Source organism: Bradymonas sediminis (assembly GCF_003258315.1).
GTDB lineage: Bacteria > Myxococcota_A > Bradymonadia > Bradymonadales > Bradymonadaceae > Bradymonas > Bradymonas sediminis.
Window position 1 is genome coordinate 4003086 of sequence record NZ_CP030032.1, and the last position, 24231, is coordinate 4027316.

The window sequence follows — 24231 nt, forward strand, 5'->3', positions numbered from 1 at the left end:
GAAGGCATAAATCACCCCCACCCCCACCAATCAACACATAAAAATAAAAAAACTTGCCAATCCCCCCAACCTGGCAACATACTTGCAAACCTTCAGAAGCGTATCGCGAAGCCGCGTACAAACTTCTGAGAACCCCAGGCGCAGCCTCCGTAGTGGACAAGCGCAAAAACCCCGAAAGGAGTCACCCATGTTGAAAAATCTTCGAAACAAGAACAAAGGTTTCACCCTCGTCGAGTTGATGATCGTTGTCGCCATCATCGGCATCCTGGCCGCCATCGCTATCCCGGCTTTCTTGAAATATATCAAGAGTTCGAAGGCTGCTGAGGCGACGGGTATCATGAAGAAGATGTCTGAGGGTGCGAAGACCTATTTCACGAGCGAGCAGAAATACGCAGCCGCCGCCGATGGTGACCAACCCTGGCATGCGTCAGTTGCAAATGACCAGACCAAAGCACCTGGTTATCCGGTTATTTGGGATAACTATGTGTTTCCTGGCGGAACAGACTATAAATTCAATACGATTCTTGGAACGGAAGCTCTCGGCACGGCCGGTAATGCGCCAACTGGTGGCTCGAAGTACCTTCCAATGGTGCCTACAACTGCAACCTTCAAAGCGGCATCAAACAAGCTTAATCTGAGCCTCGAGGATCCGCTGTATTTCATGTATAACTACGCGAGTACTGACAAAGGAAATACCGCGAAGGCTGAGATCACTGCTATCGCTAACTTCAAAACTGGCGACACTGTCGCTCACACAGTATCACAGACGGTAAACGTCAACCCCGCGAGTCAAGAAGTCCGCGTTGGCCCGGCTGTCGTCAGCAATGAATTCGAATAAGCCTATTTGATTCGGAACCATTATCAGCGTAAAAAATGCCGCCTCGCAAATTTGCGAGGCGGCATTTTTTATAAAAGCACCAGCAATTGCCATTCGATAGATTAATATGGTGAATTAATTGCCATCCAAGCAAAGCGCAACCAAACCTAGATAATCCAGACGAAGCATGAAGAAGCCCAAGCAATTCCATCGAAGCAAACTTGTTCAAACAACCCTTGCCTGGACGCTGTTAATCTTATTATTGCTTAACATTCTTCTGGCCAAACTCTCACTCGAACAACGCCACCTTTTACTCGGGGGGTCACCATCCGAGCGAACTTATAGTCTTCCGTCATCCAGCGCGCTTAAGACAGGATTTCTAAACTATCACACGCTCGTAAGTGATTTTCTCTGGATCAAGTCGCTTGTCTATTCCGGTCGCAATATGACCCGAAATCAATCGTTCGAACATTTGCCGACATATATTATCTCCGCGAGCGAATTGGATCCCTATTTCTATGCCCTTTATAAATGGTATCCCGATGTCTATATCGGCGCTAAACATCCCGTCAGCGAAGAACGCATCGAGAAAACAAATCAATTCTTAGAACGCGGCATGAAATACTTCCCTCGAGACCACCGCCTTCCCGAAACCGCCGCATCCAATTATATCGGTTACAGCGCAGATGCTCCGGCGCCCCGTCGATTACGAGAATCCATCAAGGCCATCGAATATCTGCAATACGCAGCGAAATTGCCTGGCGCATCTTCAAATGTGCCATTTTTGCTCGACTATTTTTATGGACGCAAGGCCAGGCTCGAAGCAGAATTAAGCGATGGTGAAAACCCGAGCGCAGCGCCCAGCACAACGCTCAGTGAGAATGAAAAGGAAACCTATCTTCGCCTCTATCTCCTGGCGCCCGACCCACATACCCGCGCGAGACTCGCTGGATTGCTGAGTCGATATGGAATCGATGAGAATACCGCTTTTGAGCGTGCGCGCGATTATACTCAGCGTCTCCAAACCGAGCATACTCAAAGATTAAACTACCTGCCGGTCGACCTCTGGAGTACGATCGTCAATCCAAAGGAATTTGACTCCGCCACCGCGACACCCAGCCGATAACATGAACGACGAAATCCTCCTAAAAGCTCAAAACCTGCAAAAGACTTTTCGCATCGGCTTTTGGCGAAAAAAAGTCGAAGCTGTGCGCGATGTTAGCTTCGAAGTCCGTCGCGGCGAGATCTTTGGATTGGTCGGGCCAAACGGCGCGGGCAAAACGACGACGATGAAGATGCTGACCGGCCTCATCCGCCCCGACGCGGGTTCGATGAGCCTCTTCGGCGAGCCGGTCGACCACGTAAGAACACGCGCAAAGTTGGGTTATTTGCCCGAAAACCCCTATTTCTACGATCACCTCACCGCCCGCGAACTCATCACCTATTATGGCAGCCTTCACGGCCTAAAACGCAGCGTTATTCACAAACGAGCCGATGAATTGCTCGAACAGGTCGGCCTCGCACACGCCCAGAACCGCCCCCTTCGCAAATTCTCAAAAGGCATGCGCCAGCGCGCAGGCCTGGCCCAGGCGCTGATCAACGACCCTGAATTGGTGATCCTCGACGAGCCGCAGAGCGGCCTGGACCCGATGGGACGAAAAGACGTGCGCGACCTGATCTTTGACCTCAAACGTCGGGGCAAAACGGTCTTTTTCTCGAGTCATATCCTCCCCGATGTCGAAGCCGTCTGCGACCGCGTCGCGCTGATGCACCTGGGGACCGTGCGCGAAGTAGGCACGCTCCAAGAACTCACCGGAGGGCGCGCCGCAGCCGTCGAGGTTCTCATCCGCGGCCTCGACCTCACCAAGGCCAAAAGCCTCTCGGATATCGACACAGTCGACGCCCGCGGCGATCTCATCGCCCTTGAATTAGGCGACGAAGCAGCCCTTCAAGCAACGATCGCCGAGGTCTATCGCCTGGGCGGCGCCGTCCACTCGGTGACGCCCCAAAAAGAAGACCTGGAAGATGTATTTTTGCGCGACACGCGCGCCGAGAATATAAGCTAAATGGAGCGCGAGTGTCCTCACTCGCATCGCGCGTTAGCGCGAAAATGATTATCACCCTACCACGCATTGCAGGGCGACCAAAAACAGCCGCGCCCTATATCTCATACAAGGTTTTCCCATGCGTTGGATTCGCGTCAACACCGCCATTGCCCTCAACACCTTTCGCGAGGCAGTGCGCAACAAAATCTTCGGAAGCCTCATCTTCTTCGCGGTGCTGCTCATCGTCATGAGTATCGCGTTCGGCGAGCTGAGCCTGCATAATGAGGTGCGCGTCGCGCGTGATCTCACGTTCTTTACCACCTCGATCTTCGCGATGGTCATCACCGTCTACTCCTCGGTGACGCTGCTCCACACCGAGATCGAGAAGCAAACGATCTACACGATTTTGTCCAAACCCATCCGCCGGTGGGAGTTTTTGGTCGGCAAATTCACCGGCATTCAACTTCTGCTGAGCGCAATTTTGACCGCCCTCTTCGCCATCTCGTCGGGCGTTATCCTGCTTCAAGGCGGCGAAATCACCGCCGCGCTCGCCTGGGGCCACGTGACGCTCCTGCTGCAACTCAGCATCATCACCGCCATCGCGATGTTGATGGCGAGTTTCTCCTCACCGCTGCTCTCGGGGATGGTCAGCGTCGCGATCTTTATCGCCGGCAACCTGATGACCCAACTCGCCCAGGTCGAAGAACTCCTGCGTTCCCAACATAACCCCATCTGGCGCGTCATCTGGGCGGTCCAATACCTGCTCCCCAACCTCGAATCGCTTAACCTTGCCGAGGTTATCACCTATTCAGTCCCGGTCAGCGCGGCGTATTTGGGCTCGGCAGTTTGGTACGCCTCCGCTTACACTGCGATCGTGATGCTACTGGCCATGATAATCTTTTCGCGACGTGATTTCGTCTGAATCGCTTTTCATCCGCCCGGATTAATTATGTCTACATCGAATTCAATAGAGGTACCCCCGGAAAGCAGACGGGATTTCATCTTTGAGAAACTCAAGCAGTATGCATCACTGCCCTACCTTCTCCTTATATTTATTACGGTACTTATTTATTCTCAGACGTTGTCTTTTGGCATCATGGACACCTGGGATGATCAAGTCTTTTTTTTAGATCGTCCGGAACTAAAAAACTGGTGGGGTACACCTTGGTTTGAACGTCTTACGACGCCCGAAATCGGATATCCAATTCCAATCCCAACGGTGTTATATGTGCTGTTGCAACAACTGCCAGGAGATTGGGTGATTCCTACTTCCCACGGGCTAAACGTATTGCTTCAGTGTATTAACGCATGCTTGATGTACAAAGTACTCCTCCGCTGGCTTGAAAAGCGCACCCCAACACTTGTTGCAGCACTTTTATGGGCCAGTCACCCCCTATTAGTCGAATCGGTCGCATGGGTTACCAACCTGAAGACTCTGACCTTTGCCGCTGCGTTGCTTACCGCAATTCTTTTCTGGGAGAATCACCTTAGAGCACCTAAGCGATATTATATCGCCTTTAGCGGTCTCTTCGCCATTCTCGCATTCGGATGCAGGCCGGAAGCAATTATTATCGCCCCTTTAATCTTGGCGCGCACATATTGGAAAGGCGGATGGCCATTACTTCGACGCCCCATCTATTGGGTGCTTCCCATAGGCTTGGCTATCCTCTCGGCCATCTTTATTCCGTTTGTCATCGGAAGCCATACAACGGCGCTCATAGCCATCAATGACAACAGCACAATCACAACGCTCAAAAACCTAGAGCATTACCAACAGATATTCACTGCCCTTGCGCTTCAAATCTGGCATATTATCTCCCCAAACAATCTCAACCCTGCCTATTACGAGGAGCAGTATCGTGCGCCCTACATTCTCATTTCAGGCATATTAATCGCGGCCGTTTGGCTTGGTGCAATCCTCATAACATGGCGGACAAAACACCCTGGGGGCTGGCCCTTAACTTTTGCAGCAATCTGCTATGCTCCCGCCTCTGGAATCGAATATTTACCGCGCTTCACAGCCGACACTTATATGTATCTTCCGTTAGCTGGCCTATTAGCCGCCAGCATTACCTTCTTGCCTCAAAGAATAAACTACCGCGAACGCGCTCATTTCTGGAGCTTGCTCACGCTCCTAGTAATATGTGCCCTTGCAACCAGCTCATTCATCCAAAATCAGCGTTGGCGGAACACAATCACATTATGGGAACCACTTCTAGAGAGCACGGCAGAGTATGGCCAAGCGCATTTTATGGTTGGTATCGCACTTACGAGTGTAGGCGAATACGATAAGGCTGTAAAAATCTTCGACGAAGGTTATCATGGAATAACGCGAACTCTTACACCGCCGGTAGAAATGGCGGTCGCTTATGCCTCGGCAGGCAACCCAATTCGCGCTTATGAAATTCTTATGGATATTCTACTGCGATCAGACATCCCATCAGATCCTCGAACGGATAGTTTATTAGTCATCTTGGCGGCCAAAAACAAACTTAACTGGCCTGACAAAGGACGTTTTAATGAGGTGGCAAATAAAGCGGCATGGCGAGTCTACCAAGCCAGGTCGCTGCCACAGCAACTGCACTCTGAAGTTTCAAAATATTTTTATCACCAGCAGCAAGATGATCTAGGTAAGCTTTTCGCCAATACAGCACCTCGATCAAAGTGACGCCTAAAATTAAGCCCGAATTAAGGGGTTGCTGCAGTGCATTTACTCTATTTCTCGATACAGATGTCCTCCCGTAGTCTAGTCGTTGGGCCAAGAGCATTATGGGCGTTTTGAGTTTGGAATTTTCTCAAGGTTAGAGACCTCGCGCGTAAACGAACGCGGGAAGCTGCCGTATATATACCATCCAACGCATCTTGCGTTATGGGCGCCTAGAATTTGACAATATAAAACCCTGATATTATTAACCGTTTTCTAGTAGGCCGAACATTCAGATACCCGGGGGAACTAAGTCTCCGAAAGAAACCCAGCACCGGCACACTTAAAAGCCAGCGCGTATACTGTCCTAAATCTCCAGTTTCCAACCGAGCATAGTTTGAAAGACCTCCTTCACAATATCGACATGAGTTCACAGCGCATCTGGTTCTTATTTGTCTCACTATTGCTTCTCGCAATTCCGATTTTAACACCGACCATTCTGCCCATTGCTGATCTTCCTCAGCATATGAACCAGATTATCTTATTCCAAGATTGGCTTCAAAATGCAGATAGTCAATATACCCTGCAATGGTGGACGCCATATAGCGCGATTTACCCATTTCTTTTTATCATTTCTGCGATATTTGAACCGCTTCTTGCGGCACGTATTGCAGTCTTATTTGTGGTTTCTTGCGTTGCAATTGCGATACACACACTGGCTTATTTAGAAAACCGCCCAGCCTGGAATGCAGTCCTTGCGTGCATTCTAATTTTCAACTGCTCCTTATATTGGGGGCTTCTCCCATTTGTTTTCGGGATGGCCATTTTCCTCTTATGGTTTCGAGTAACACAATTTTATATCAACGCTGAACCTACGCTTTACAACGACCTACGTCTCATCGCGTGTGGCCTTTGCCTCTACCTATCGCACGCACTATGGTTCGCTGCTGGTTTACTATGGCTAGGGTTCTATTACCTTGTAGCCCGCTTTTCGTTTAAACAACTGTTGCGCCGAACTGTTCCTGTCGCCATCTTGGTTTTAGTGGGGATAATCGGCTATCTTAAACTGAATGCAACAGGATTTGACTCGCGCACAATATACGGCCCGAACCCCATTCAAAGGCTCTTGCCGGACAATTTGGTCAACTCCACTTTAGGAGGACTTGCAGGCACGATCGAACCGATCATACTCGCAAGTCTACTTGGGTGGATAATCCTGGCTATTTGGCAGAACCGTCGCGAACTTAAAGAGAAAACCAATGCCCCGCTATTAGTGGCAGCAGGCATGTTTTTAATCCTATCCCTAACACTTCCCGTCCTCTATAAGCAGACCGTATTATTCTCACAGCGATGGGCCGCGCCAGCGGTTATTTTCTTTGTTCTTGCGCTGCCCAATCCCTCACTTAAGCCTTCCATAAAAAGCATGCTATCATTCACTCTTCTTGCAAGTTTTATGCTGGCTACATGTTTGCATTGGCTGGCCTTTGAGGAACAAGATCTTCGGGGACTTGAGGATGCGTTAGCGCAAGTAAAACCATCCCATAATGTACTCGGTCTTGGCTTTTATGTTCCACCCGAAGAAACCGACCTCTTTAAGCATCATTCATTAATCCATATCCCGGCGTATACGCAACTTCTGCATCACGGCGAAATCAACTTCTCCTTCGCAGAATTTGGCTCTATGCCGATCATCTACAAAGAAATTCGACAACGCCCCTGGTCGGTCGATCTTGAATGGTTTCCCGGATTGGCGACGAATACCGATATTCTGTATTTCGACCATGTCTTAATCAGCGGCCACGAGCACGATCATGCCTTTTTCTCAAAGAACCCACTAATCGAGCCCGTTACGGAACAGGGCATCTGGCGACTATATAATGTGGTCCAGAATAAAGCGGCGCCCAGCCCTAATAAGGATACAGTAGGCACGACGCCTTAGTCCTTCAGCGTACAAACTCTAAGTAAGCGTTCAGCGGGTCGACCTAAAAGTCAGCCATTTACGCGATCAAGAGCGGTGCTGGTGCCTCATTTCTCAGCGCCTCAACCGCTTGGGTGATATAATCGAGGGCGCTGATCGACTGGCGCTTGCAAGTCTCTGCGATGGTCCACAGCCGCTCCATCATCCGCAATCCGGCGTTGGATTGCGAGCCCCAGGAGATCTTTCGCTGGACCACTGGCCCGCGAAGCGCGCGCTCCGAGGCGTTGTTGGTCATCTCAACGCCGGGGTGTTCCAGAAAAACCCAGGCCATCTTTAGATGCTTATCTTTTAGAAGCCAGCGAACTACCGCCGGCGCGGCTTTCCCGTGGGCCGCCGCCTTTTTGAGCAAGGCTTCCCACTTTGGGCGCACCTTTTGGCGGACCCATATGACGCATTTTTCGTGCGGGATTTCATCGGCGTTCGTGCGCGCCCATTTACCCTGAAGTTCGCGGCTCATGACCTCCAATTTCTTGCCAATCTGGCCGACTTCGCCGTCGAGTTCCGACATTTTTACAAACTCGCGTAGCAGGTGCGCATGACAAATTTGATGACGTTCGGCCGCCAAATATGAGTACGCGCCGTAGCGATCGGTAACGAAGATACGCGCGCCGGGGGCGCCGATAATCTCCTGGGCGACCGCTTTAGTACGACCCGACCGGATCCGATAGACGGCAGCCTGTGCGCTCTGAATGACCCAGATCCAATGCGGAAGTCGGCCTTTTCGCCAGCCGGTTTCATCGACCCCGACCTGCTCGGCCCGCTGAATCGCCGTGCACGCCTGATCGAATCCGGGCTTTAGCGCGGCGCTTGCCTCCTCAAGATGGCGCTGCACGCACCCGAGCGAGCTGGGCGCGCCGAGCACCTCGCCGACAAACCAGTCGAGTTGCCGGCGCGTGTCCGTCGTAAGCGTTCCAAGTGTGGCCAGCAGCCCAACCAGGCGCGGCCCCCAACCGCTTTTTTCGACCGCTTCGGGCAGCTTTGCGCGCGTTCGATGCCCGCACCCCGGGCACTCACAGGCCATGCGCTGGTGTTCGGTGCATTCGATAAGCTTCGGCGGAACCTCAAAAACTTGATGGCGCACCGGCTCGCCGCGTGCATCTTCAGCCGCTAGCTCGAGCCCACATTCTGAGCAATTTGTGGGAAAATACTGCTTTTGATGGTCCACCTTCTCCGGCGGCCAAAGCTCACGGTGGTGGCCCGGATGCCCCTTTTGAGCGCCCTGGGCGCGTTTTCCGTTTTCTTTTTTTTTACGCTGGGCACGCTGCTTCGGCCCATCGCTGGACGGCGGCTTCAAGGAGTTCTGCGAATTCAAACCGAGTTGGCGCTCCAATTGGTCAATGCGCTTTAACGCTTGTTCGAGTTGCGCGGCGAGTTTGGCGCAATAAAGTTCCCGTTCCTTCAGGCATCCACGAAGACGGGCGTTCTCGGCTTCGAGCTCGGCGATGCGTAAATCACGTTTGTCGGGTAGTATCTCCATCACATTAAGTGTCGGAACCGGAGGCGCTCAGGCAACCCGAAAAGTGTCTGTCAGCCCCATTTTAGGTAGACCCACTGAACGCTTACAACGCGCAATAATGATACAAATGATTAATCTTAAAATATGGCATCATAAATAATGAGGATCGGATGGTTAAGCATTAAGTCACAACTCTCACGAAGCTTGCCGTCCGTAGGCATTGCCGGCCTTTAGAATAGTTGCGATCCGCAGCTCTCGCCCCATCTATTAAAAAAAACGCCACACAGCAACTCCCCCCACGGTAATCAACATGCATGCCTGATGGTTGAGATACTTTCTCCAAATAGTATGTTGCAAACCACTACGACGCGAGCCAAATAGCTGATATATTTCAGGCACTTACTGCCAACCAATCGCCTGGAAACGTACACGCTGCCCGACGCATACTCCATCGATCTTCGCACACGAGTTGTCGACACCTGGGAGGCCAACGAAGGGTCTCAGGCGGCCATCGCCAAGCGCTTTTACGTCAGCCCTTCCAGCGTCGAGCGCTGGATCAAGCTCAAACGTGAAACCGGTTCTCTTCAACCACGGCCTCGTCTTGGTAGCCAGCACTCGCGCAAACTCATTAAGGAGCATCAGGCGGCGCTCAAAAAGTGGAATATCCCGCTGCGTGACCTGACTTTGAAGGAACTTGCACAGCGTCTGTACGACGGTTTCAGCGTACAAATCGAGATCTCCCAGATCAGTCGCACCTTGAGCAAAATAGGGTGGACTCGAAAAAAAGCGTTGTTGATCCTCGCCGGAAGCGAGCGGATGTCCAGGGACGTCGACTGGCCTGGGCAATGGTAGTTAAAGCCCTTGTCGCTAATCTCAGCCGCGTGGTCGTCATCGATGAAACGGCGCTGCATCCTTATATTCAACGCCGTTATGGGCGAGGCCCTTGCGGTGAGCGTTGTGTTTTCAAATCGCGCCGGCCGGGACGTCGCAACACGTCGATTGCGGCACTCGGCTATCATGGGCCGATTGCACACCGGCATATTAGAGGCGGTATAAATCGAGAAGAGTTCGAAAAATTTCTTCGCGAAGATCTGCTGCCGAAGCTATCAGCCTATTCGTTTGCCGTCTTTGATAACCTCAACATCCACACCGAATCGTGGGTTATAGAGCTGCTTAAAAGCCATCGCTGTATGCGGCTTTATCTGCGGCAATATAGTCCTAAATTCAATCCGATTGAGTTAGCCTTTAACAAGCTTAAAGCACTGATTCGCGGTATGCATCCTCAACGTACTGCGGCCGTTCGCGATACGTTTGAATGGGCTTGGGAGCAGATAAGCCCGGATAATGCGTGCGCATTTTTTCGGCGCTGGCCCTTCAATTCGGGCATATCGTCTACCCCAGCGAGCTCAACCCGGCCTATTATTGGGAGCATTCAAAGGCGCTATATATCGCCGTTATCGGCGTCCTCATCGCGCTGCTCTGGATGGCTGCGATGATGGTCACCTGGCGAAGCCGCCACCCCAGCGGGTGGCCGTTGACCTTCGCAGCCATCTGCTACCTACCGGCCTCCGGTATCGAGTATCTGCCCCGCTTTTTGGCAGACACCTATATCTACCTGCCGCTCATCGGACTTCTGGCAGCCGTCACTGTATTAATCCCGCGCGTCAAGCTGCGCCAACGGCCCTATTTCTAGGCACTTCTCATTGGGTTGCTCAGCATCGCCCTCGCCGCGAGCTCATTTCTCCAGGGCAAACGCTGGGAGAATACGCTCACGCTCTGGGAGCCGATGATGGAGAGCACCGCAGACCTTGGCCAAGCTCATTTTATGGTCGGCACCGCGCTGACCCATATCCGCGAGTATGAGCGCGCCGCCGAGGTCTTCGACGAGGGCTATTATGTGATGACGCAATGGCTGACCCCTCCCACAGAGGCCGCAGTGGCGTTTGCCGCGATTGGCAATAATGCGCGAGCCTACGAAGTATTGATGGATATTCTGGTCCGCACCGATACCCCAAGAAACCGTCGGACCGACGGGTTTTTCGTCCTCCTGCTGACTAATCACGACCTGCGCTGGCCCGAAGAAGACAAATTTAAAGCCGCCGCAGACCGAGCCGCCCGGCGCGCCTACTCCTCCGACTCTATTTTGTTGGCACTCGTGATCGGTTAAGCCCCCACCCCCGCTTTAAACTCCGTCAGACATTGAAAAACGCCATCATATCTCCCATGTTCATGGTGCGATTAGTCGATCGTTACACGAACAAAAAAGGAGCTATGATGGCGCACATCGATTCTAAACAAACTCTCGAGTTTTTGACAACCTTTCTTCCAGACTTTGTCATCGAAAAGTATGCGCGGGCGCTCGGCGTCGTCGTGCGAGAGCGCAAGGTCGACCCAGTCATGCTCGTCTGGACGCTTGTGTTGGGGTTTCCGGCGGGCTCTAAACGGACCATCGCCTCGCTGAGGCGGCGCGTTCAGCAGGTCGCGTCCATCACGATTGCCCGTTCGTCATTCCACGACCGGCTGACCGGTTTGCTGGCCGACCTCATCAAACGGTTGGTCGACTGGAGGCTGGCGGTGCAGAAGAAGTCGATCACCAAAAACGCGGCCAAACGCCTCGACGGCTTCAGCGAGCTTCTGGCGCTGGATTCGACCGTCATCGGGCTTCATCAGATGCTCGCCCACAGATGGGCGTCGACCCAGCCTGGCCAGGCTGCAGCCAAGTTGCATATGGTCACAAACGTCGTGTCAGGCACCGCCAATTCGGTTAAAATGACCGGCCAGACCCGGGCTGATATCGGCCCGTGGAAGACCGTCGGTTCGTGGGTCAAAAATTGCCTGCTGATGGTCGACCTGGGCTATTACGATTTTCATTTATTCAGGCGCATCGCCAAAAAGGGCGGGTTTTTCTTAAGCCGCGCCAAGTCCAACGCAAACCCGCGCATCGTCGCCTCCCACCAGCGGGTGGCGGGGAACTCTATCAATTTAGTCGGCCAGAAGCTCCAAGACGTCTTGGCGCGGCTTGAGCGCCGCATTATTGATGTTGAAGTCGAAGTCCCCGTGAAGCTTCGAAAGTATCGCGGTCGCAGTCGAACCGCGAAAATGCGTATGCGCTTGGTCGGCCAAAAACATGCCGAAACCGGTCAATACCACCTCTATTTTACCAATATCGGCCCCGAAACCCTCGGCGCCGACGAGATCGCCCAGACCTACCGGTTGCGCTGGCAGGTCGAACTATTGTTTACGCGGCTCAAAACGACGATGCGTCTCAATCAGATTCCCAGCTCAAAACCCGAAGTCGTCAAGGCGCTTATTTACGCGTCCATCCTCGCACTTTTGCTCTCCAACGCGTTTCTACAGGTGTTGCGCCAAATTAACCCTGGCCGCACCTATCCCGCCCAGCGCATGGACGCGGTTTTTCGCGATTTCGCCACCGTAATATTGCTCCATATCGCCCAGAAACGGGGGGCGCGCCGGATTGATTTGTTCAAGCTGATGACGGCCGAAGCTGCGGATCCCAATCGCAATAGACCCGGTTCACACGACATCCTATCAGCGATTCCCCTGGCTCATAAGCCCGATACGGTCGCTTTTGAGGAGGTTTCGGCTTAACCGAACACGAGTGATTTTGTTGGAGAAATACCCGGAAATATCGCGCTATTTCTATCGCCAGGGGCAAGTCGAGCTGGGCAAGCTCTACGCCCAGCGCCCGCAGCGCGGCGAGTAACGATGTCTATATGCGCATCGTTGACGCACTTCGAGGAGCGCTCCCGCCAGCCCCCTACGACCTATTCTTCCGAAGTCGCAGTGGAGTTGTTCTCGAACGCATTGACCACCCAACGCTGCTGATATTGCCAGGCACGAAGCCGCTCTACCATATCGGCCAGTTGCATCGGGTATGCATCGGCCACGTCCTCCTGCTCCCAGGGGTCTTCGTCGATATTAAAGAGCTTAAAGCGCTCCAAGGTCACATCGTAGTGGAGCTTCCATGCCCCATACTGCAGCGCGAGCTTGGGAGAATAACTCTCTTCATTAAGAACCTCGCCAAACTGATCCAGATCGGCGTCTTTGCCGTACGCTCGCACTTGCCCGACCAAATCGAAGAACTCCTGGCCTCGTATACTAAAGGCTTGTGTCACAAGCGGGCGTTCTGGCTCCTGCCCCAAAATCTCATATAGTGACCATCCCTGTGGATAGGTACCTTCGGCCGCTTTCACTCCGATAAAATCCAACATCGTCGGCATCACGTCTATCTGACTTATATCGAGCCGCATGCGTATCGAATCCTTCGGTAGTTTGGGCCCTGAGAAATACGCGGGTACAGTGCTAAGGATATTATGAACATGGACGTGATGCCCCCAAAAGGGTTTGCCGTCGAGCTCGTCTCCTATTCCCTCTCCATGGTCGGCGATAACAACAACTAAGGTGTTGGCCGATACGGGATGGTCATAAAACCACTCCATAAAGTTGCCAAGCTGCTCATCAACATATCTTATTTCGGACGCATAGGCTGCCGCGGGTCCCATCGGAGGCCCATATTCCGGGCGCTGAAGATACGGGTCATGAGGTTCATACAGGTGTACCCTGGCATGACCCCGGTTTCTCGGACACTGAAATAGAAGCATTTACGCTGCCGCATCGCGCGTCAACATGAATCTCTCAAACTGCATCGGAGAAACATAGTCGTTGAAGGAGTGAATGCGGTGCGCATTGTACCACATTAAGTACCGCAAAATGGCGTGCTGAGCCGCTTCGCGAGTGGCAAATTCTTCACGATAAATAAGCTCGGTTTTAAGTGTTGAGAAGAAGCTCTCGCTCGGCGCGTTGTCCCAGCAATTGCCCTTTCGGCTCATGCTGACGGTGGCCTGAGCGCGGTCTAATTCGTCTTGATAATCATTGGCGGCATACTGCGAGCCGCGGTCAGTGTGGTGTATAAAGCCGGGCTCAGGCTGGCGGTGTGTGAGAGCCATATCAAGGGCGTCTAAGGCGAGCTTCGTGTCAATAAATCGGCTCATGGCCCAGCCCACAACACGCCTCGAGAACAGGTCAATGAGCACCGCCAAATAGAGCCAGCCCTCGGCGGTTCGGATGTATGTTATATCTCCGACCCAGGCCTGGTTGGGGGCTGCGGCTGTGAAAGCGCGGTTAAGTTTGTTGTGTTCTATGTCATAATTATGGTTGGAATCGGTGGTTTTACAGAACGCACGTCGCTTGCGCGCAAAGAGACCATTTTCACGCATCAGACGTGCGACGCGATGCTTTCCAGCGTGATAGCCACGGGCCAAAAGCACGCTCAAAACGCGACGAAAGCCGTAGCGTTTATAGCTTGCCTCAAAGATCTCCTCGATCTCGGCCAACAGCATTGCATTCTCTTGGGCACGCTCGGATAAAGGGCGCTTTTGCCAATCGTAAAACCCGCTGCGGCTGACCTGCATCACGCGGCATAGCGTGCGCACGGGGTGGTTTGCCTTCTCCTCTTTGATGAACCGGTAGCGGTGTGTCACCGGGACTCCTTGGCGAAGAAGGCCGCAGCCTTTTTTAGGATTTCGCGCTCCTCTTTTAGGATGCGATTCTCCCGACGAAGCCGGCGCAATTCCTCGTCGCGCTCATCGTCAGTTACAACACTTCGGCCCTCTCCCGTGGCATGCTCAGCCCGGTGTTTGGCGACCCAATTGTACAGCGCACCCGAATGAATCCCGAGATCACGGGCGACTTGAGCCGTCGGAATCGACTCGCTCAGCGCCAGACGGACAGCATCGGCTTTAAACTCTTTGGTGAAACGGGTGCGTTTGGCTTTTTTGCTCATTTGGAACCTCCTAATGATACGATATCATTTTTTGGTGTGAGAAGGTGTCCGAATTTTCCGGGTCATGCCAATGCCAAACTCTAAGACCTCGATGACCAAGACCGCAATCTATTTCATTGCGCTTCACACCTAATTTCAAAACGCCCCCACCACCAATAAATTTGCCCCACACCCCAACCCCCCTATAATCCCCACGCCGAACCGCCCACGCCAACCTGCGCGCCCTATTTCACTCAACGCTTAACCCTGCTACAACAATATCTTATAGGGTTTGTGTGAATCCATCTTGTCGAGAATAACGCTATGATACCGAGCATCGAAGAGACCGTTTTATTGATCGTGGCCGTGTTCTGTGTGCTCGGGCTTGGTTGGTTGGGTAAGATCAGCGAGGCTTATGGTGAGATGCGGGCGCGCAAGGTGCAGGCGCGGCTGGATAAGGGGTCTGAGAAGTCGTCGGATTCCTGAGAGTTTTTGCGCCCCCCCCCCAGATAGATAAAACCCACCCGAAAGTGCAGCCGAGGAAGTGATGTTAGTCGACGTATTTGCAGCTAGTTTGGACGTGGCAGTGCTCGCGAAGGCGGCGATTACCTGGACGCCGGTGACCTTCTATGTCACCGCGACCATCGTCCATACCCTGATGATCCTTTTGGTCTTCAAATTGCTCCATGTGGACCCGGAGCATAATACCTTTATCGGGGCGGTGATCGCGGCGCTCGTGGGCAACGCGGCGGTGTTTTTTCTGCGGGATTTTGGGCTCTTCGGCAACCTGGGGGCGGCGGCGATTTATTTCGCGACGCTGGCCGCGGTGTCCAGCGGTGAGGTGCTCAAATCCCTGCTGGTATTCACGGCGGCGCTGGCGGTTTACGCGGGGCTGGGCATGTTTCTCACTCCGCGCACGCCGCTGACCGTGGAGAAGATCGGCGGGCTCCCCGAGATCATGATGACCGGCGGGTTGACGCCCGAGCCGATCACCGAAGAAGATAGCAACGAGCTTGCCAAACCTGCTGAATAATATCAGGTTTATGGCGCTAGATATCCCCTCCCAGAGGAGCGACCCCCGTGGCGAAAGACGGCTCATTTAGGATCCCGACCATCAAGGGCAGAATCGCGGAGAAGCTCGCGCGCGCCACGCCGCGTGCGCGCGACGGTGAGGAGACGCTTGAGTTTCCGCCCACCCCGGCGCCGATGACCCTGCACGACGCCGACGAGCGCGGGGCGGTCGCCCTGGCGTGTCTGATCCTGGAGAGCCTGCGCGAGCGCGGCGGCACCCTCGCCCCGCGCCGCCCGCTCGAGACCGTCCTGCGCAAGAGCCTCGCCTCATTCGGCCCCAAAGAGGTGATGGATATCGAGGTCGAGGCCTACGAAATCCTGCTATGGCTCGGCAAGGCGATTGACCCGCAGTGGTCGCAGCACTCCACCGAGGGCGGCGAATCCGTCAAGAATATTCATGAGGACTCCCCCCACCACGAGATGATTCGCTGGGCCCTGGCCAACGGCGAGGACCTCGAGATGGATTATTATAGCCATGGGCGCGGGCAGTTTACGAAGCGGCGCATCACGCCGATCAGCCTGGAGGCCGAGACCTACCTGCACGCCTATTGCCACCTTCGCCGCGAGGAGCGCGTCTTTCGCCTCACGCGCATCGCCGATCTGCGCCCGGTGGGCGGGTGGTCGGTGTACCGAAAGACGCATCCGACAGCTGCCAAACCTGCGGCCGCCAAACCCGCGAGCGAAAAACCGGCGCCCCAAAAGAGCGCGCCGAAACCCAAGACCGACGCGAATGACTCAGACTCGAATCCGCAGATGAGCCTGCTCGACCCGGATTGACCCGCCGCGCGCCTCAGTCGCCCCAGGTCTTCTGGATATACTCGTCACGCCCCGATCCGCGCCGGTAACTCTTATACCGGCGCGGACTCTTTTTATAAAAATCCTGGTGATACTCTTCGGCCTTCCAGAACGAGCCGGCCGGCTCGACCTCGGTGACGATCGGCTTATCAAATTTCCCCGACGCGCCCAGCTCTGCCTTCGAGGCCTCGGCGAGTCGCTGTTGCTCGGCGTCGTGATAATAGATGCCGCTGCGGTATTGGCGGCCGCGGTCGACAAATTGCCCGTCTTTTTGGGTGGGGTTGATATTGCGCCAGAAGACCGTGAGCAGCGTCTCATAGCTGACCTCATCGGGGTTATAATACACCCGCACCGCCTCGGTGTGGCCGGTGCGCCCGTAGGAGACGTCTTCGTAGGTGGGCAATTTTTCGGCCCCGCCGGTATAGCCCACGATGGTCGCCTTGACGCCCGGGGTCTCATCAAAGGGCGGCTCGATGCACCAGAAACACCCGGCGGCGAAGGTCGCGATCTTCAGGGCGGGGTCCTCGGCCTGGGCGGGCATTGCCTGCGGGTCGATCGCAGGCGGGGCGCCCGCGGCGCGCTCGCCGGTCTCGCTGGCTGCCGACTCCTCGCGGGTCGCGCCATCTTCGCCGGGCGACGGTGATGATTTGCAGCCCACCACGAACACTGCGAGCCCGAGGACGAGCGCCAGAAGAAGGGTGACTCGGAGATGGGGCGTCTTGGATATCTTCACAGGAAAAGCCTCGGCAATGGGAGCCAATAATGAGCAGGTATAAAACGGTCTCGCGAAAATATTTGTTCCGCCGGGCCGAGCATCGGCGCGGCGGGCAAAAGCTTGTCGCCCAAAATCATTCAATGCTATGTGTTTTGGCCAGTCGCATCTTCTGCAAATCTCCCATCATTTAGACGAAAAAAGGACATCATCATGACAGACGACCTCGGACTCAACGCCTATCAACGCCTGGCCGGGCGCACCGCTCAATACCCGGGGCGCGGCGCCAAACCCATGAGCGCCTACCCCGCCCTGGGCCTGGCCGGCGAGGCGGGCGAGGTGTGCGAGCAGATCAAAAAAGCGATGCGCGATGATGGGGGAGAGATCACCCCGGAGCGCCACAAGGCACTGAAAAAAGAGCTCGGCGATGTGCTCTGGTACCTGGCCGCGCTCGCCTTCGAGCTCGACCTCGACCTCAGCGACATCGCCCAGGCCAACCTCGACAAGCTCGCCGACCGCAAAGCACGTGGTGTTTTGCAGGGATCGGGCGATGAGCGCTAAGGCAACCCAAGGTGCCGGCTAGACAACCCCGCACGAGCGCGCTAAATATGAGGCCGACTTAGCACACAATTTAACTGGTCTTCTCTTACAGGACACGCACCATGGATCTGCGCAGAGATCGCGACTTTCTCCGGGACTTCCCCTTCGCACGCGAAGCGTACGGGAGCATCGTTCAGACGAATTACCCGGGCGCTCACGACGCGGCTTATCGCAAGCGGCTCGACACCCTCAACGGGCTGTCCGAAGCGGCGTGGCCGATGATCCCGACCTATGAATATACCGAGAAGGAGAACACCACCTGGCGGCTGGTCTCCGAGGTGCTCCTGCTGCTGCAGGACCATTATTCATGCAAGGGATTTCTGGAGGGGCGCGACAAGCTCAACCTGCCGATCGACCATATCCCGCAGCTCAGCGAGGTCTCCAAGACAATGGAGGCCGACACCGGGTTTATGCTCGCCCCGGTGGGCGGGCTGCTCGATAAGGGTGAGTTCTTGTCGATGCTTCGCCATAAGGTGATGCGCTGCACGCCGTATATCCGCCATCACTCCTACCCGTTTTTTACCCCCGAGCCCGATATTATCCACGAGCTTCGCGGGCACGCGCCGATGTTCTTATACCCGGAGTTCGTCGAGCTGTCGGTCGAGATCGGCAAGGCTGCGCACGCGGCGGTGGAGGCGAAAAACGAGGAACTCCTCGACGCCATCGGCCTCTTCTATTGGTATACGGTCGAGTACGGGCTGCTGCGCGAAGACGGCGAGTTGAAGATCTTCGGGGCCGGCAATAACGGCGGCATCCAGGACCTGCTGCGCTCGATCGACCCGACGGTCGAGAAGCGCCCGTTTAGCATCGACGCGATTCGCCAGCTGAGCATCGACTATGACGCCCCGCAGGAGATCTTCTTCGTGGCCGAGTCCTTCGAGCAGATCGCAGAGATGGCGCGCGAGCTCGGCGAGCTCGCCTAAGGCCACGCCGCGGAGAGGACGATGAGTCTATTGCATCATATCGCCCTCGGGGTCGCCGAGGTCGAAGCCATCGCCGCATTTTATCGCGAGATCTTCGGCATTCAGGAGCGCACGCGCCATCTCTATGAGGATGGTAGGCTGCGCTCGATTTGGCTGGATATGGGCGGGCCGGTCCTGATGGTCGAGCACGCGGCGGCGCTGGAGGCTCCCGCGCACCAGCGGCGCGCGCTGCAGCCGAGTGATGCCGTGGGCGAGGGGCTTTTTTTGCTGACCTTTACGGTCGCCGACGCGGCCGAGCGCCGCGCCGTTGAGGCGCGCGCCGAGGCGGCCGGGCAGCCCATCGAATCACGCAGCGATTTCAGCTCTTATTTTAGGGACCCGGAGGGAAACCGCGTGGCGGTGAGTCATTACCCGCTGTGACGCGGGCAAGCGGCCACGCGTGGGCTTTAGACACCTCGGGGAAACGCCCGCGAGGTCGAATCTTCGGGCTTTTTTCGATGCTTCGTCGTGTCGTCGCCCTGCTTAAGATACGCGCGAGGGTAGCTGGGCGCGGCGCGCAGCGGCGTAGCGGCGGGCGTGGCTGTCGTCGCGGCGGCCTTTGGCTCAAGCTCTGCTCCCACCCCGGCCATCGCGATCCGGGCCAGCGACAAATTGGCCACGGCGCGATCCACGACCAAATATAGGAACACCCCCGAGCGCCCGGGCAGCATCCGCATTAGGTGGTATTGGGTGCCCAGGCTCACCAGAATCTCTTCGATTTCGTCCTCAAGTTTAAGCGCTTCGAGGGCGCTCAGCTTCGCCTGCACCACACTTGTGTTGATGGCGCCGGCGACTTCGACATCAAAAGCCGGGTCGCCCTGAATTGCGTCCACGGTGATACCGGTGAAGAGCTCGACGAAGGAGGCCGCGATGAAGCCATCGACCCGCGACAGGGATTCTAGATTTTTCGGCATGGGGAAAACTCGAAGACGTAGAGGTGGGATATTAGGGCGAGACGAGCACCCCGAGCAGAATAGCGCGGGGCGCACGGTGCGCGAGGCCTTAGAGTTTGAGGCCGTTGGTCGCGTCGGTCACCAGCAGGCGGGCCATCGCGAGGTTCGATTGCTGACGATTCAACGCCATATAGACGAAGATATTGGGGCGATCAGGCAAGAGGCGAATCAGGTGATATTGAGAGGTCAGCGAGATCAAAATATCCTCGATCTTGTCGTCGAGCCCCAGGGCTTCTGCCGCGCGAAGCTTCGCCTTAACAACGGTCGAATTGGTCGCGCCGGCGACCTCAACGTCGAACTTCTCGCCCCCGCCGATCGAGCCGAGCGTCATGCCGCTCTCGATATCGACCAACGACGCCGCGATAAAACCATCTGCTTGAGCGAGTTTGTTCAGAGTACCTTTAAGATCGTTCGCCATTTTTACTACTCCTAATCAGTTCAATATTGGCCCCTCTCTCCAGAGAAAGGCGCTCGTTAATAGAAAGTTGGCCTCGCCGAAAAACCGGTCCTGGCTCAGTGCTGGCCCACCAATATTATTGGTCATTTGGGGGGCGAAAACGGGGTGTAGACTGAAGAGTCTGAGTACAAGTCCTACCCTGAGGTTGTTTGACGACAACCAACTTAAGGCAGAAATAAAGCACGCGGAACCCGTAGTCAAACACCCCTAGCGGATTTCTACACAAATAACGGAATTTTCGACGTTTTATTTCAAATAATTTCGGGTTGGTCCCAAAGTGGGGGGAATTCGGGCCGCTCAGGCAGTGGGGAAAGGCCCGTGGGTGGGCCGCGTGCAGGGGCGAAGAGATATTCGCAGCGATTCGATGCCTAATTCGCCCCGGCCGCGCGCTGAGAGTCGCGACTCTTTCGACGGCGCACCGTCCCGGTGCCCCCGCATTCCTGGCAGGGATCTTCAATCTCAAATAGACCGACGTAGCGCCCATTGCCGCCGCATCCGGGGCAGGTGCGCACCTCGGTCTCGCGAATCCCCTCGCCGGGGCGAAGGTCGTCGTCATCGAAGAGTGATGAGAGCTCCTTATCGTTAAATAGGTCGCGAAACGGGTCGGATTGATAGTCAGACATCGTATACCTCGCCGCCATGGTGGCCGGTTGTCGTCGAAGTGAGTCGAAAAACTTGCGCCGCGTGCCCTGAGGAGATGCGACCTAAAAGTCAGGCCCAGATGCTATCTCTTCGCACTCACGCTCCTGCGAGGGCACCGCAAAGGCAGCCCAAGTAGGTGGAAACTTAAGCACGCTTCGCGAAGATAAGAACGCGGGGGTATTTTTCTGGGGAATGTCCAGCCTAAAACACTGCTTTGACCTTGGCAGGCGTCGCAAGTACAACGATAAACGGCGCGTTCCTTGGAGAGAAAACGATGAGTAATGACTGGGAAAAATTGGCGGGGGAGACCGGCGAAGCGGTCACCTCAAATCGCATCAAACGCATGTTCAAGCTGGGTTCGATGGGCGCGCGCGTGGCGGCGTCCTCGATGGCCTCAAAGATCGGCAGCATCCTGCCGGGCGATGCGGAGCAGCGCGAGGACAACCTGAAGCGCTCGAATATCAAGAACGCCGGGCGAGTCGTGGAGGTCTTGAGCGACCTCAAAGGCGCGTCGATGAAGGTCGGCCAGATGCTGTCGGCGGACCCGGAGCTTCTGCCGCCGGAGTTCGCCGACGTCATGAGCTCGCTGCAAAAAGACGCCACGCCCATGACCTATACGACGGTCAAGGCGCAGATTGAGCGCGCGCTGGACCGCCCGATTGAGACCATCTTTAGCTATTTTGACCCCGACCCGGTCGGCTCGGCCAGCATCGGCCAGGTCCACCGCGCCGTGCTCGAGAGCGGCGAAGAGGTCGCGGTCAAGGTGCAATACCCCGGGGTGGCCGACTCGCTGGAGAGCGACCTCAAGAGCTTAAAGACGATGCTTATTTACGGGCGCGCGTTCGTCGACCGCAAGCGCCTCGACGAGCTCTTCGCCGAGATCGAGCGCATGCTGCTCGAGGAGGCGAATTATGAGATCGAGGCCGAAACGCTCGGGCGATTCCACGAAACCCTCAAGGATCACCAGGGGTTGCGCGCCCCGAAGCCCTACCCCAAGTGGTGTCGAAAGCAAGTGCTGGTGATGGAATATGTCCACGGCACCAAATTGGACGACGCGCTCGAAGCCCTCGAGGACGGGCCGCGCCGCCAGAGGCTCCTGGAGCGGTGGATGACCGCGTATTATTGGATGTTCCACGAGTTATTCGAGCTGCACGCCGACCCGCACCCGGGCAACTTTTTGCTCGAAGAAGACGACACGCTGGTGATGCTGGATTTCGGGTCGGTCAAAAAATACGACCCGGCCTTCCCCGACTGTTTTCTCGAGGTCGTGGACTCGACCTGGCAAAACGACCCGGTGCGCACCATCGCGGCCTATGAGCGGCTGGGCTTCGGGGCCAAGGACGGCGATCTCTCGAAGATCGACCCCGAGCTTATGCAGCAATATCAAGAGCTTATCGTCGCGCCCTTTATGCGCAATGAGCCCTTTGAATTTGGCGGCTGGGAGCCGGCCAAGGAGACCAAGCGCTTTATGCTTCGCCACCCGAGCTTCATGAAGCTCGTGCCGCCTCCCGAAGCCATCGCCTATTTGCGCGTCTTAAGCGGCATCAAGGGGCTGCTGGGCAAGATGGACGCCAAGGTCAACGCCTACACCATGGTCCACGACCTGATCGAGCGCCGCGGATTGCTGACGCCCGACCCCTGATATCGCCCGCGACGCGCCCGGGTCAGACCGGCGGCGGCGAGCGGCGGTCGGAGGAAGATGGCATCGCCGGGGGGCTGATTCCCACGCCCTGCTTGCTCAGGTAGGTGCGCGTAATCTCGGAGATATTGTCGAGGATCCAGGAGGCCATCTCCTCTTCTTCTGCCAGGATATCCTTGCAGATCAGCGCGATCTCGGTCTGCCCGTAGGCGTCGGCCGCGGCGATCAGCGCGCGGTAGGTCGCGACCTCCAGGCATTCGTATTGATAGATGCTGATGGCCGCCTTGACGACATCATCGTCGGAGCCGCTAGTGGCGAAGGCCTGCATCGAGCCGCTGAATTTCCCCACCATCTCCTTGACCATCGAGGTGTCGCCGCCGAGCTGGTCGATGCAGCGCTCCAGCCTGCTCTGGTGGCGCCGGGTCTCCTCAAGATGGTCGGCGAAGCGTTGATTGAGGCGGGGAAACCCCTTCACGCGCGAGACCTGTTTATTGAGCATCGACTCCGCGGATGCTTCCATCGCGTGGGCGTCGCGCAGCCATTTGATCAGAATACTCTTCTGTTTAGCCATGATCTCTTCTCCAATATGGGGTTCGGTTCGGATGAGTGAATGCCGGAAATCGGCGCGCGGGTTGCTCCCGCGTACCGATTCCAATGCTGGACACACCCCGGAGAAGAACAAGGTTGGCCCATCTGAGGCCAAGCCGCCCGCCGGCGCTTGGCAGTTGTGCCGCGCATCGAAAACACTATAATCCGGGCGCGGCATCGACATTTTCGCGACGTTCGCTACGTTGTGTGCCCACTTTAATTTGCGCGTTGAAATGACATTTTCTACACGAGTTTTTAATCCGATGAGGAAGCCAATGAAGACCCAATTATTGATCGCGACGCTGCTGCTCGCGCTTGTCGCCGCCACCGGCTGCGAGAAGAAGGCCAGCAAACCCGACGAAAATGGTGTGGCAGAGCAAAAGGCTGACACCGAGGAGAAGGGCAGCGAAGAGAAGGCCGAAGAGAAAGCGGAGGCGCCCGCAGAGGCCGACACGGCCGGACTCCCCACGATGGGCGACGACAAGATCAACCCGCTGCTGCTGACCCCGGCCGAGGTCACCAAGGGCGAGGCGCCGGCGAGCTTCCAGGCGAAGTTCATCACCTCACAGGGCGACTTCACCGTCGAGTTCAAGCGCGAATGGGCCCCGCTGGGCGCCGACCGCGCCTACCAGCTCATCAAAGCGGATTATTATGACGGGATCAGCTTTTTCCGCGTCATCCCCGGCTTTATGGCCCAATTTGGCATCCACGCGAACCCCAAGGTCAGCGCGGCCTGGCAGAATGAGCGGATCAATGATGACCCGGTCACCCAATCCAATACCCGCGGCATGGTGACTTTTGCCAAGACCAATATGCCCAACTCGCGCCTGACCCACCTGTTCATCAACTACGGCAATAACGTCGCGCTTGATAAGCAGGGTTTCGCGCCGGTGGGCAAAGTCGTCGAAGGCATGGAAGTCGTGGAGAAACTCTACGGCGGATACGGCGGTGGCCCGCCCACCGGCCCGAATCAGGGCGCGTTGACCGCCGAGGGCAACCCGTATCTGCAGCAGAATTTCCCGAAGCTTGATTATATCAAGGACGTGGTGATTCTGGGCGATGAGAAGGCCGAAGAGAAAGGCGAGTAATC

The 24231-nt window shown here is 55.7% G+C and carries 25 protein-coding genes and 2 pseudogenes; 19 read left to right on the forward strand and 8 right to left on the reverse strand.

What is annotated here, in order from left to right:
- The first annotated feature begins 187 nt into the window (after nt 1-187).
- The 6 genes from DN745_RS20035 (at nt 188) to DN745_RS15090 (ending at nt 7445) form a co-directional block, all read left to right on the forward strand.
- Entirely contained in the window at nt 188-838 is a 651-nt protein-coding gene (locus tag DN745_RS20035; protein ID WP_111336100.1) for a type IV pilin protein, read from the forward strand.
- 166 nt (nt 839-1004) lie between these two features.
- Nucleotides 1005-1943 carry a hypothetical protein gene (locus DN745_RS15070; protein ID WP_133622004.1) on the forward strand — a complete coding sequence of 313 codons (939 nt, stop codon included), beginning with the start codon at nt 1005-1007 and terminating at the stop codon, nt 1941-1943.
- A gap of 1 nt (nt 1944) precedes the next feature.
- The gene (locus DN745_RS15075) at nt 1945-2883 is read left to right on the forward strand and encodes an ABC transporter ATP-binding protein (RefSeq protein WP_204355011.1); all 939 of its coding nucleotides are present in this window, start codon (nt 1945-1947) and stop codon (nt 2881-2883) included.
- A 118-nt stretch (nt 2884-3001) separates the two neighbouring features.
- Nucleotides 3002-3784 (forward strand): ABC transporter permease, encoded by a 783-nt coding sequence (locus tag DN745_RS15080; RefSeq protein ID WP_111336104.1) that lies wholly within the window; start codon nt 3002-3004, stop codon nt 3782-3784.
- Between the two features lie 27 nt (nt 3785-3811).
- Complete coding sequence (locus tag DN745_RS15085) at nt 3812-5530, forward strand: glycosyltransferase family protein (protein ID WP_133622003.1); 1719 nt, start codon at nt 3812-3814, stop codon at nt 5528-5530.
- Nucleotides 5531-5903: 373 nt separating this feature from the next.
- Nucleotides 5904-7445: a hypothetical protein gene (locus DN745_RS15090; RefSeq protein WP_111336107.1), complete on the forward strand. Its 1542-nt coding sequence runs from the start codon at nt 5904-5906 to the stop codon at nt 7443-7445.
- A 58-nt stretch (nt 7446-7503) separates the two neighbouring features.
- Here DN745_RS15090 and tnpC read toward each other — a convergent pair whose 3' ends face one another.
- Nucleotides 7504-8961: an IS66 family transposase gene (gene tnpC, locus DN745_RS15095; RefSeq protein WP_111336108.1), complete on the reverse strand. Its 1458-nt coding sequence runs from the start codon at nt 8959-8961 to the stop codon at nt 7504-7506.
- A 429-nt stretch (nt 8962-9390) separates the two neighbouring features.
- Between tnpC and DN745_RS20245 the strand changes: the two genes are divergently transcribed.
- The 5 genes and pseudogenes from DN745_RS20245 (at nt 9391) to DN745_RS15120 (ending at nt 12549) form a co-directional block, all read left to right on the forward strand.
- Nucleotides 9391-9792 (forward strand): helix-turn-helix domain-containing protein, encoded by a 402-nt coding sequence (locus DN745_RS20245; RefSeq protein WP_420836589.1) that lies wholly within the window; start codon nt 9391-9393, stop codon nt 9790-9792.
- A pseudogene (locus DN745_RS20250) lies at nt 9786-10202 on the forward strand (transposase); the annotation flags it as partial. The gene DN745_RS20245 and the pseudogene DN745_RS20250, both read left to right, overlap by 7 nt.
- Nucleotides 10203-10288: 86 nt before the next feature.
- Complete coding sequence (locus DN745_RS19765) at nt 10289-10633, forward strand: hypothetical protein (protein ID WP_239497547.1); 345 nt, start codon at nt 10289-10291, stop codon at nt 10631-10633.
- Nucleotides 10634-10648: 15 nt separating this feature from the next.
- Entirely contained in the window at nt 10649-11107 is a 459-nt protein-coding gene (locus tag DN745_RS15115; RefSeq protein WP_111336115.1) for a hypothetical protein, read from the forward strand.
- 143 nt (nt 11108-11250) lie between these two features.
- Nucleotides 11251-12549 carry an IS4 family transposase gene (locus tag DN745_RS15120; RefSeq protein ID WP_162687705.1) on the forward strand — a complete coding sequence of 433 codons (1299 nt, stop codon included), beginning with the start codon at nt 11251-11253 and terminating at the stop codon, nt 12547-12549.
- Nucleotides 12550-12725: 176 nt separating this feature from the next.
- Here the strand turns inward: DN745_RS15120 and DN745_RS15125 are convergent, their stop codons facing one another.
- Together DN745_RS15125 and DN745_RS15130 are read right to left on the reverse strand one after the other, a co-directional pair.
- Complete coding sequence (locus tag DN745_RS15125) at nt 12726-13562, reverse strand: sulfatase-like hydrolase/transferase (protein WP_111336118.1); 837 nt, start codon at nt 13560-13562, stop codon at nt 12726-12728.
- Nucleotides 13563-14743, reverse strand: a pseudogene (locus DN745_RS15130) (IS3 family transposase).
- A 303-nt stretch (nt 14744-15046) separates the two neighbouring features.
- Here DN745_RS15130 and DN745_RS19390 point away from each other — a divergent pair.
- The 3 genes from DN745_RS19390 (at nt 15047) to DN745_RS15140 (ending at nt 16570) form a co-directional block, all read left to right on the forward strand.
- Entirely contained in the window at nt 15047-15208 is a 162-nt protein-coding gene (locus DN745_RS19390; RefSeq protein ID WP_162687706.1) for a hypothetical protein, read from the forward strand.
- Nucleotides 15209-15269: 61 nt separating this feature from the next.
- Nucleotides 15270-15755 (forward strand): hypothetical protein, encoded by a 486-nt coding sequence (locus DN745_RS15135; RefSeq protein WP_133622162.1) that lies wholly within the window; start codon nt 15270-15272, stop codon nt 15753-15755.
- Between the two features lie 47 nt (nt 15756-15802).
- Nucleotides 15803-16570, forward strand: a complete 768-nt coding sequence (locus tag DN745_RS15140) for a WYL domain-containing transcriptional regulator (RefSeq protein ID WP_111336122.1) — start codon at nt 15803-15805, stop codon at nt 16568-16570.
- Nucleotides 16571-16583: 13 nt separating this feature from the next.
- Here the strand turns inward: DN745_RS15140 and msrA are convergent, their stop codons facing one another.
- A complete protein-coding gene (gene msrA / locus DN745_RS15145; protein WP_239497549.1) occupies nt 16584-17321 on the reverse strand; it encodes a peptide-methionine (S)-S-oxide reductase MsrA in 738 nt (245 codons plus the stop codon).
- Nucleotides 17322-17513: 192 nt separating this feature from the next.
- Here msrA and DN745_RS15150 point away from each other — a divergent pair, with 192 nt between their 5' ends.
- The 3 genes from DN745_RS15150 to DN745_RS15160 all read left to right on the forward strand — a co-directional run bounded on the left by DN745_RS15150 (nt 17514) and on the right by DN745_RS15160 (nt 19243).
- Nucleotides 17514-17861, forward strand: a complete 348-nt coding sequence (locus DN745_RS15150; RefSeq protein ID WP_111336124.1) for a nucleoside triphosphate pyrophosphohydrolase family protein — start codon at nt 17514-17516, stop codon at nt 17859-17861.
- Nucleotides 17862-17962: 101 nt separating this feature from the next.
- The gene (locus DN745_RS15155) at nt 17963-18823 is read left to right on the forward strand and encodes a hypothetical protein (protein ID WP_111336125.1); all 861 of its coding nucleotides are present in this window, start codon (nt 17963-17965) and stop codon (nt 18821-18823) included.
- A gap of 21 nt (nt 18824-18844) precedes the next feature.
- A complete protein-coding gene (locus DN745_RS15160) occupies nt 18845-19243 on the forward strand; it encodes a VOC family protein (protein ID WP_111336127.1) in 399 nt (132 codons plus the stop codon).
- A gap of 26 nt (nt 19244-19269) precedes the next feature.
- Here DN745_RS15160 and DN745_RS19600 read toward each other — a convergent pair whose 3' ends face one another.
- The 3 genes from DN745_RS19600 to DN745_RS15175 form a co-directional block, all read right to left on the reverse strand.
- Nucleotides 19270-19776 (reverse strand): hypothetical protein, encoded by a 507-nt coding sequence (locus tag DN745_RS19600; protein WP_204355012.1) that lies wholly within the window; start codon nt 19774-19776, stop codon nt 19270-19272.
- Nucleotides 19777-19864: 88 nt separating this feature from the next.
- Nucleotides 19865-20233 carry a hypothetical protein gene (locus DN745_RS15170; RefSeq protein WP_111336128.1) on the reverse strand — a complete coding sequence of 123 codons (369 nt, stop codon included), beginning with the start codon at nt 20231-20233 and terminating at the stop codon, nt 19865-19867.
- Between the two features lie 407 nt (nt 20234-20640).
- Entirely contained in the window at nt 20641-20895 is a 255-nt protein-coding gene (locus DN745_RS15175; protein WP_111336130.1) for a hypothetical protein, read from the reverse strand.
- Between the two features lie 293 nt (nt 20896-21188).
- On the opposite strand from DN745_RS15175, the gene DN745_RS15180 reads away from it, so the two are divergent.
- Nucleotides 21189-22556: an ABC1 kinase family protein gene (locus DN745_RS15180; RefSeq protein ID WP_111336131.1), complete on the forward strand. Its 1368-nt coding sequence runs from the start codon at nt 21189-21191 to the stop codon at nt 22554-22556.
- 22 nt (nt 22557-22578) lie between these two features.
- Here the strand turns inward: DN745_RS15180 and DN745_RS19395 are convergent, their stop codons facing one another.
- Nucleotides 22579-23124, reverse strand: a complete 546-nt coding sequence (locus DN745_RS19395; RefSeq protein ID WP_162687707.1) for a YciE/YciF ferroxidase family protein — start codon at nt 23122-23124, stop codon at nt 22579-22581.
- A 292-nt stretch (nt 23125-23416) separates the two neighbouring features.
- Between DN745_RS19395 and DN745_RS15190 the strand changes: the two genes are divergently transcribed.
- Nucleotides 23417-24229, forward strand: a complete 813-nt coding sequence (locus DN745_RS15190) for a peptidylprolyl isomerase (protein ID WP_204355013.1) — start codon at nt 23417-23419, stop codon at nt 24227-24229.
- The last annotated feature ends 2 nt before the right edge of the window (nt 24230-24231 follow it).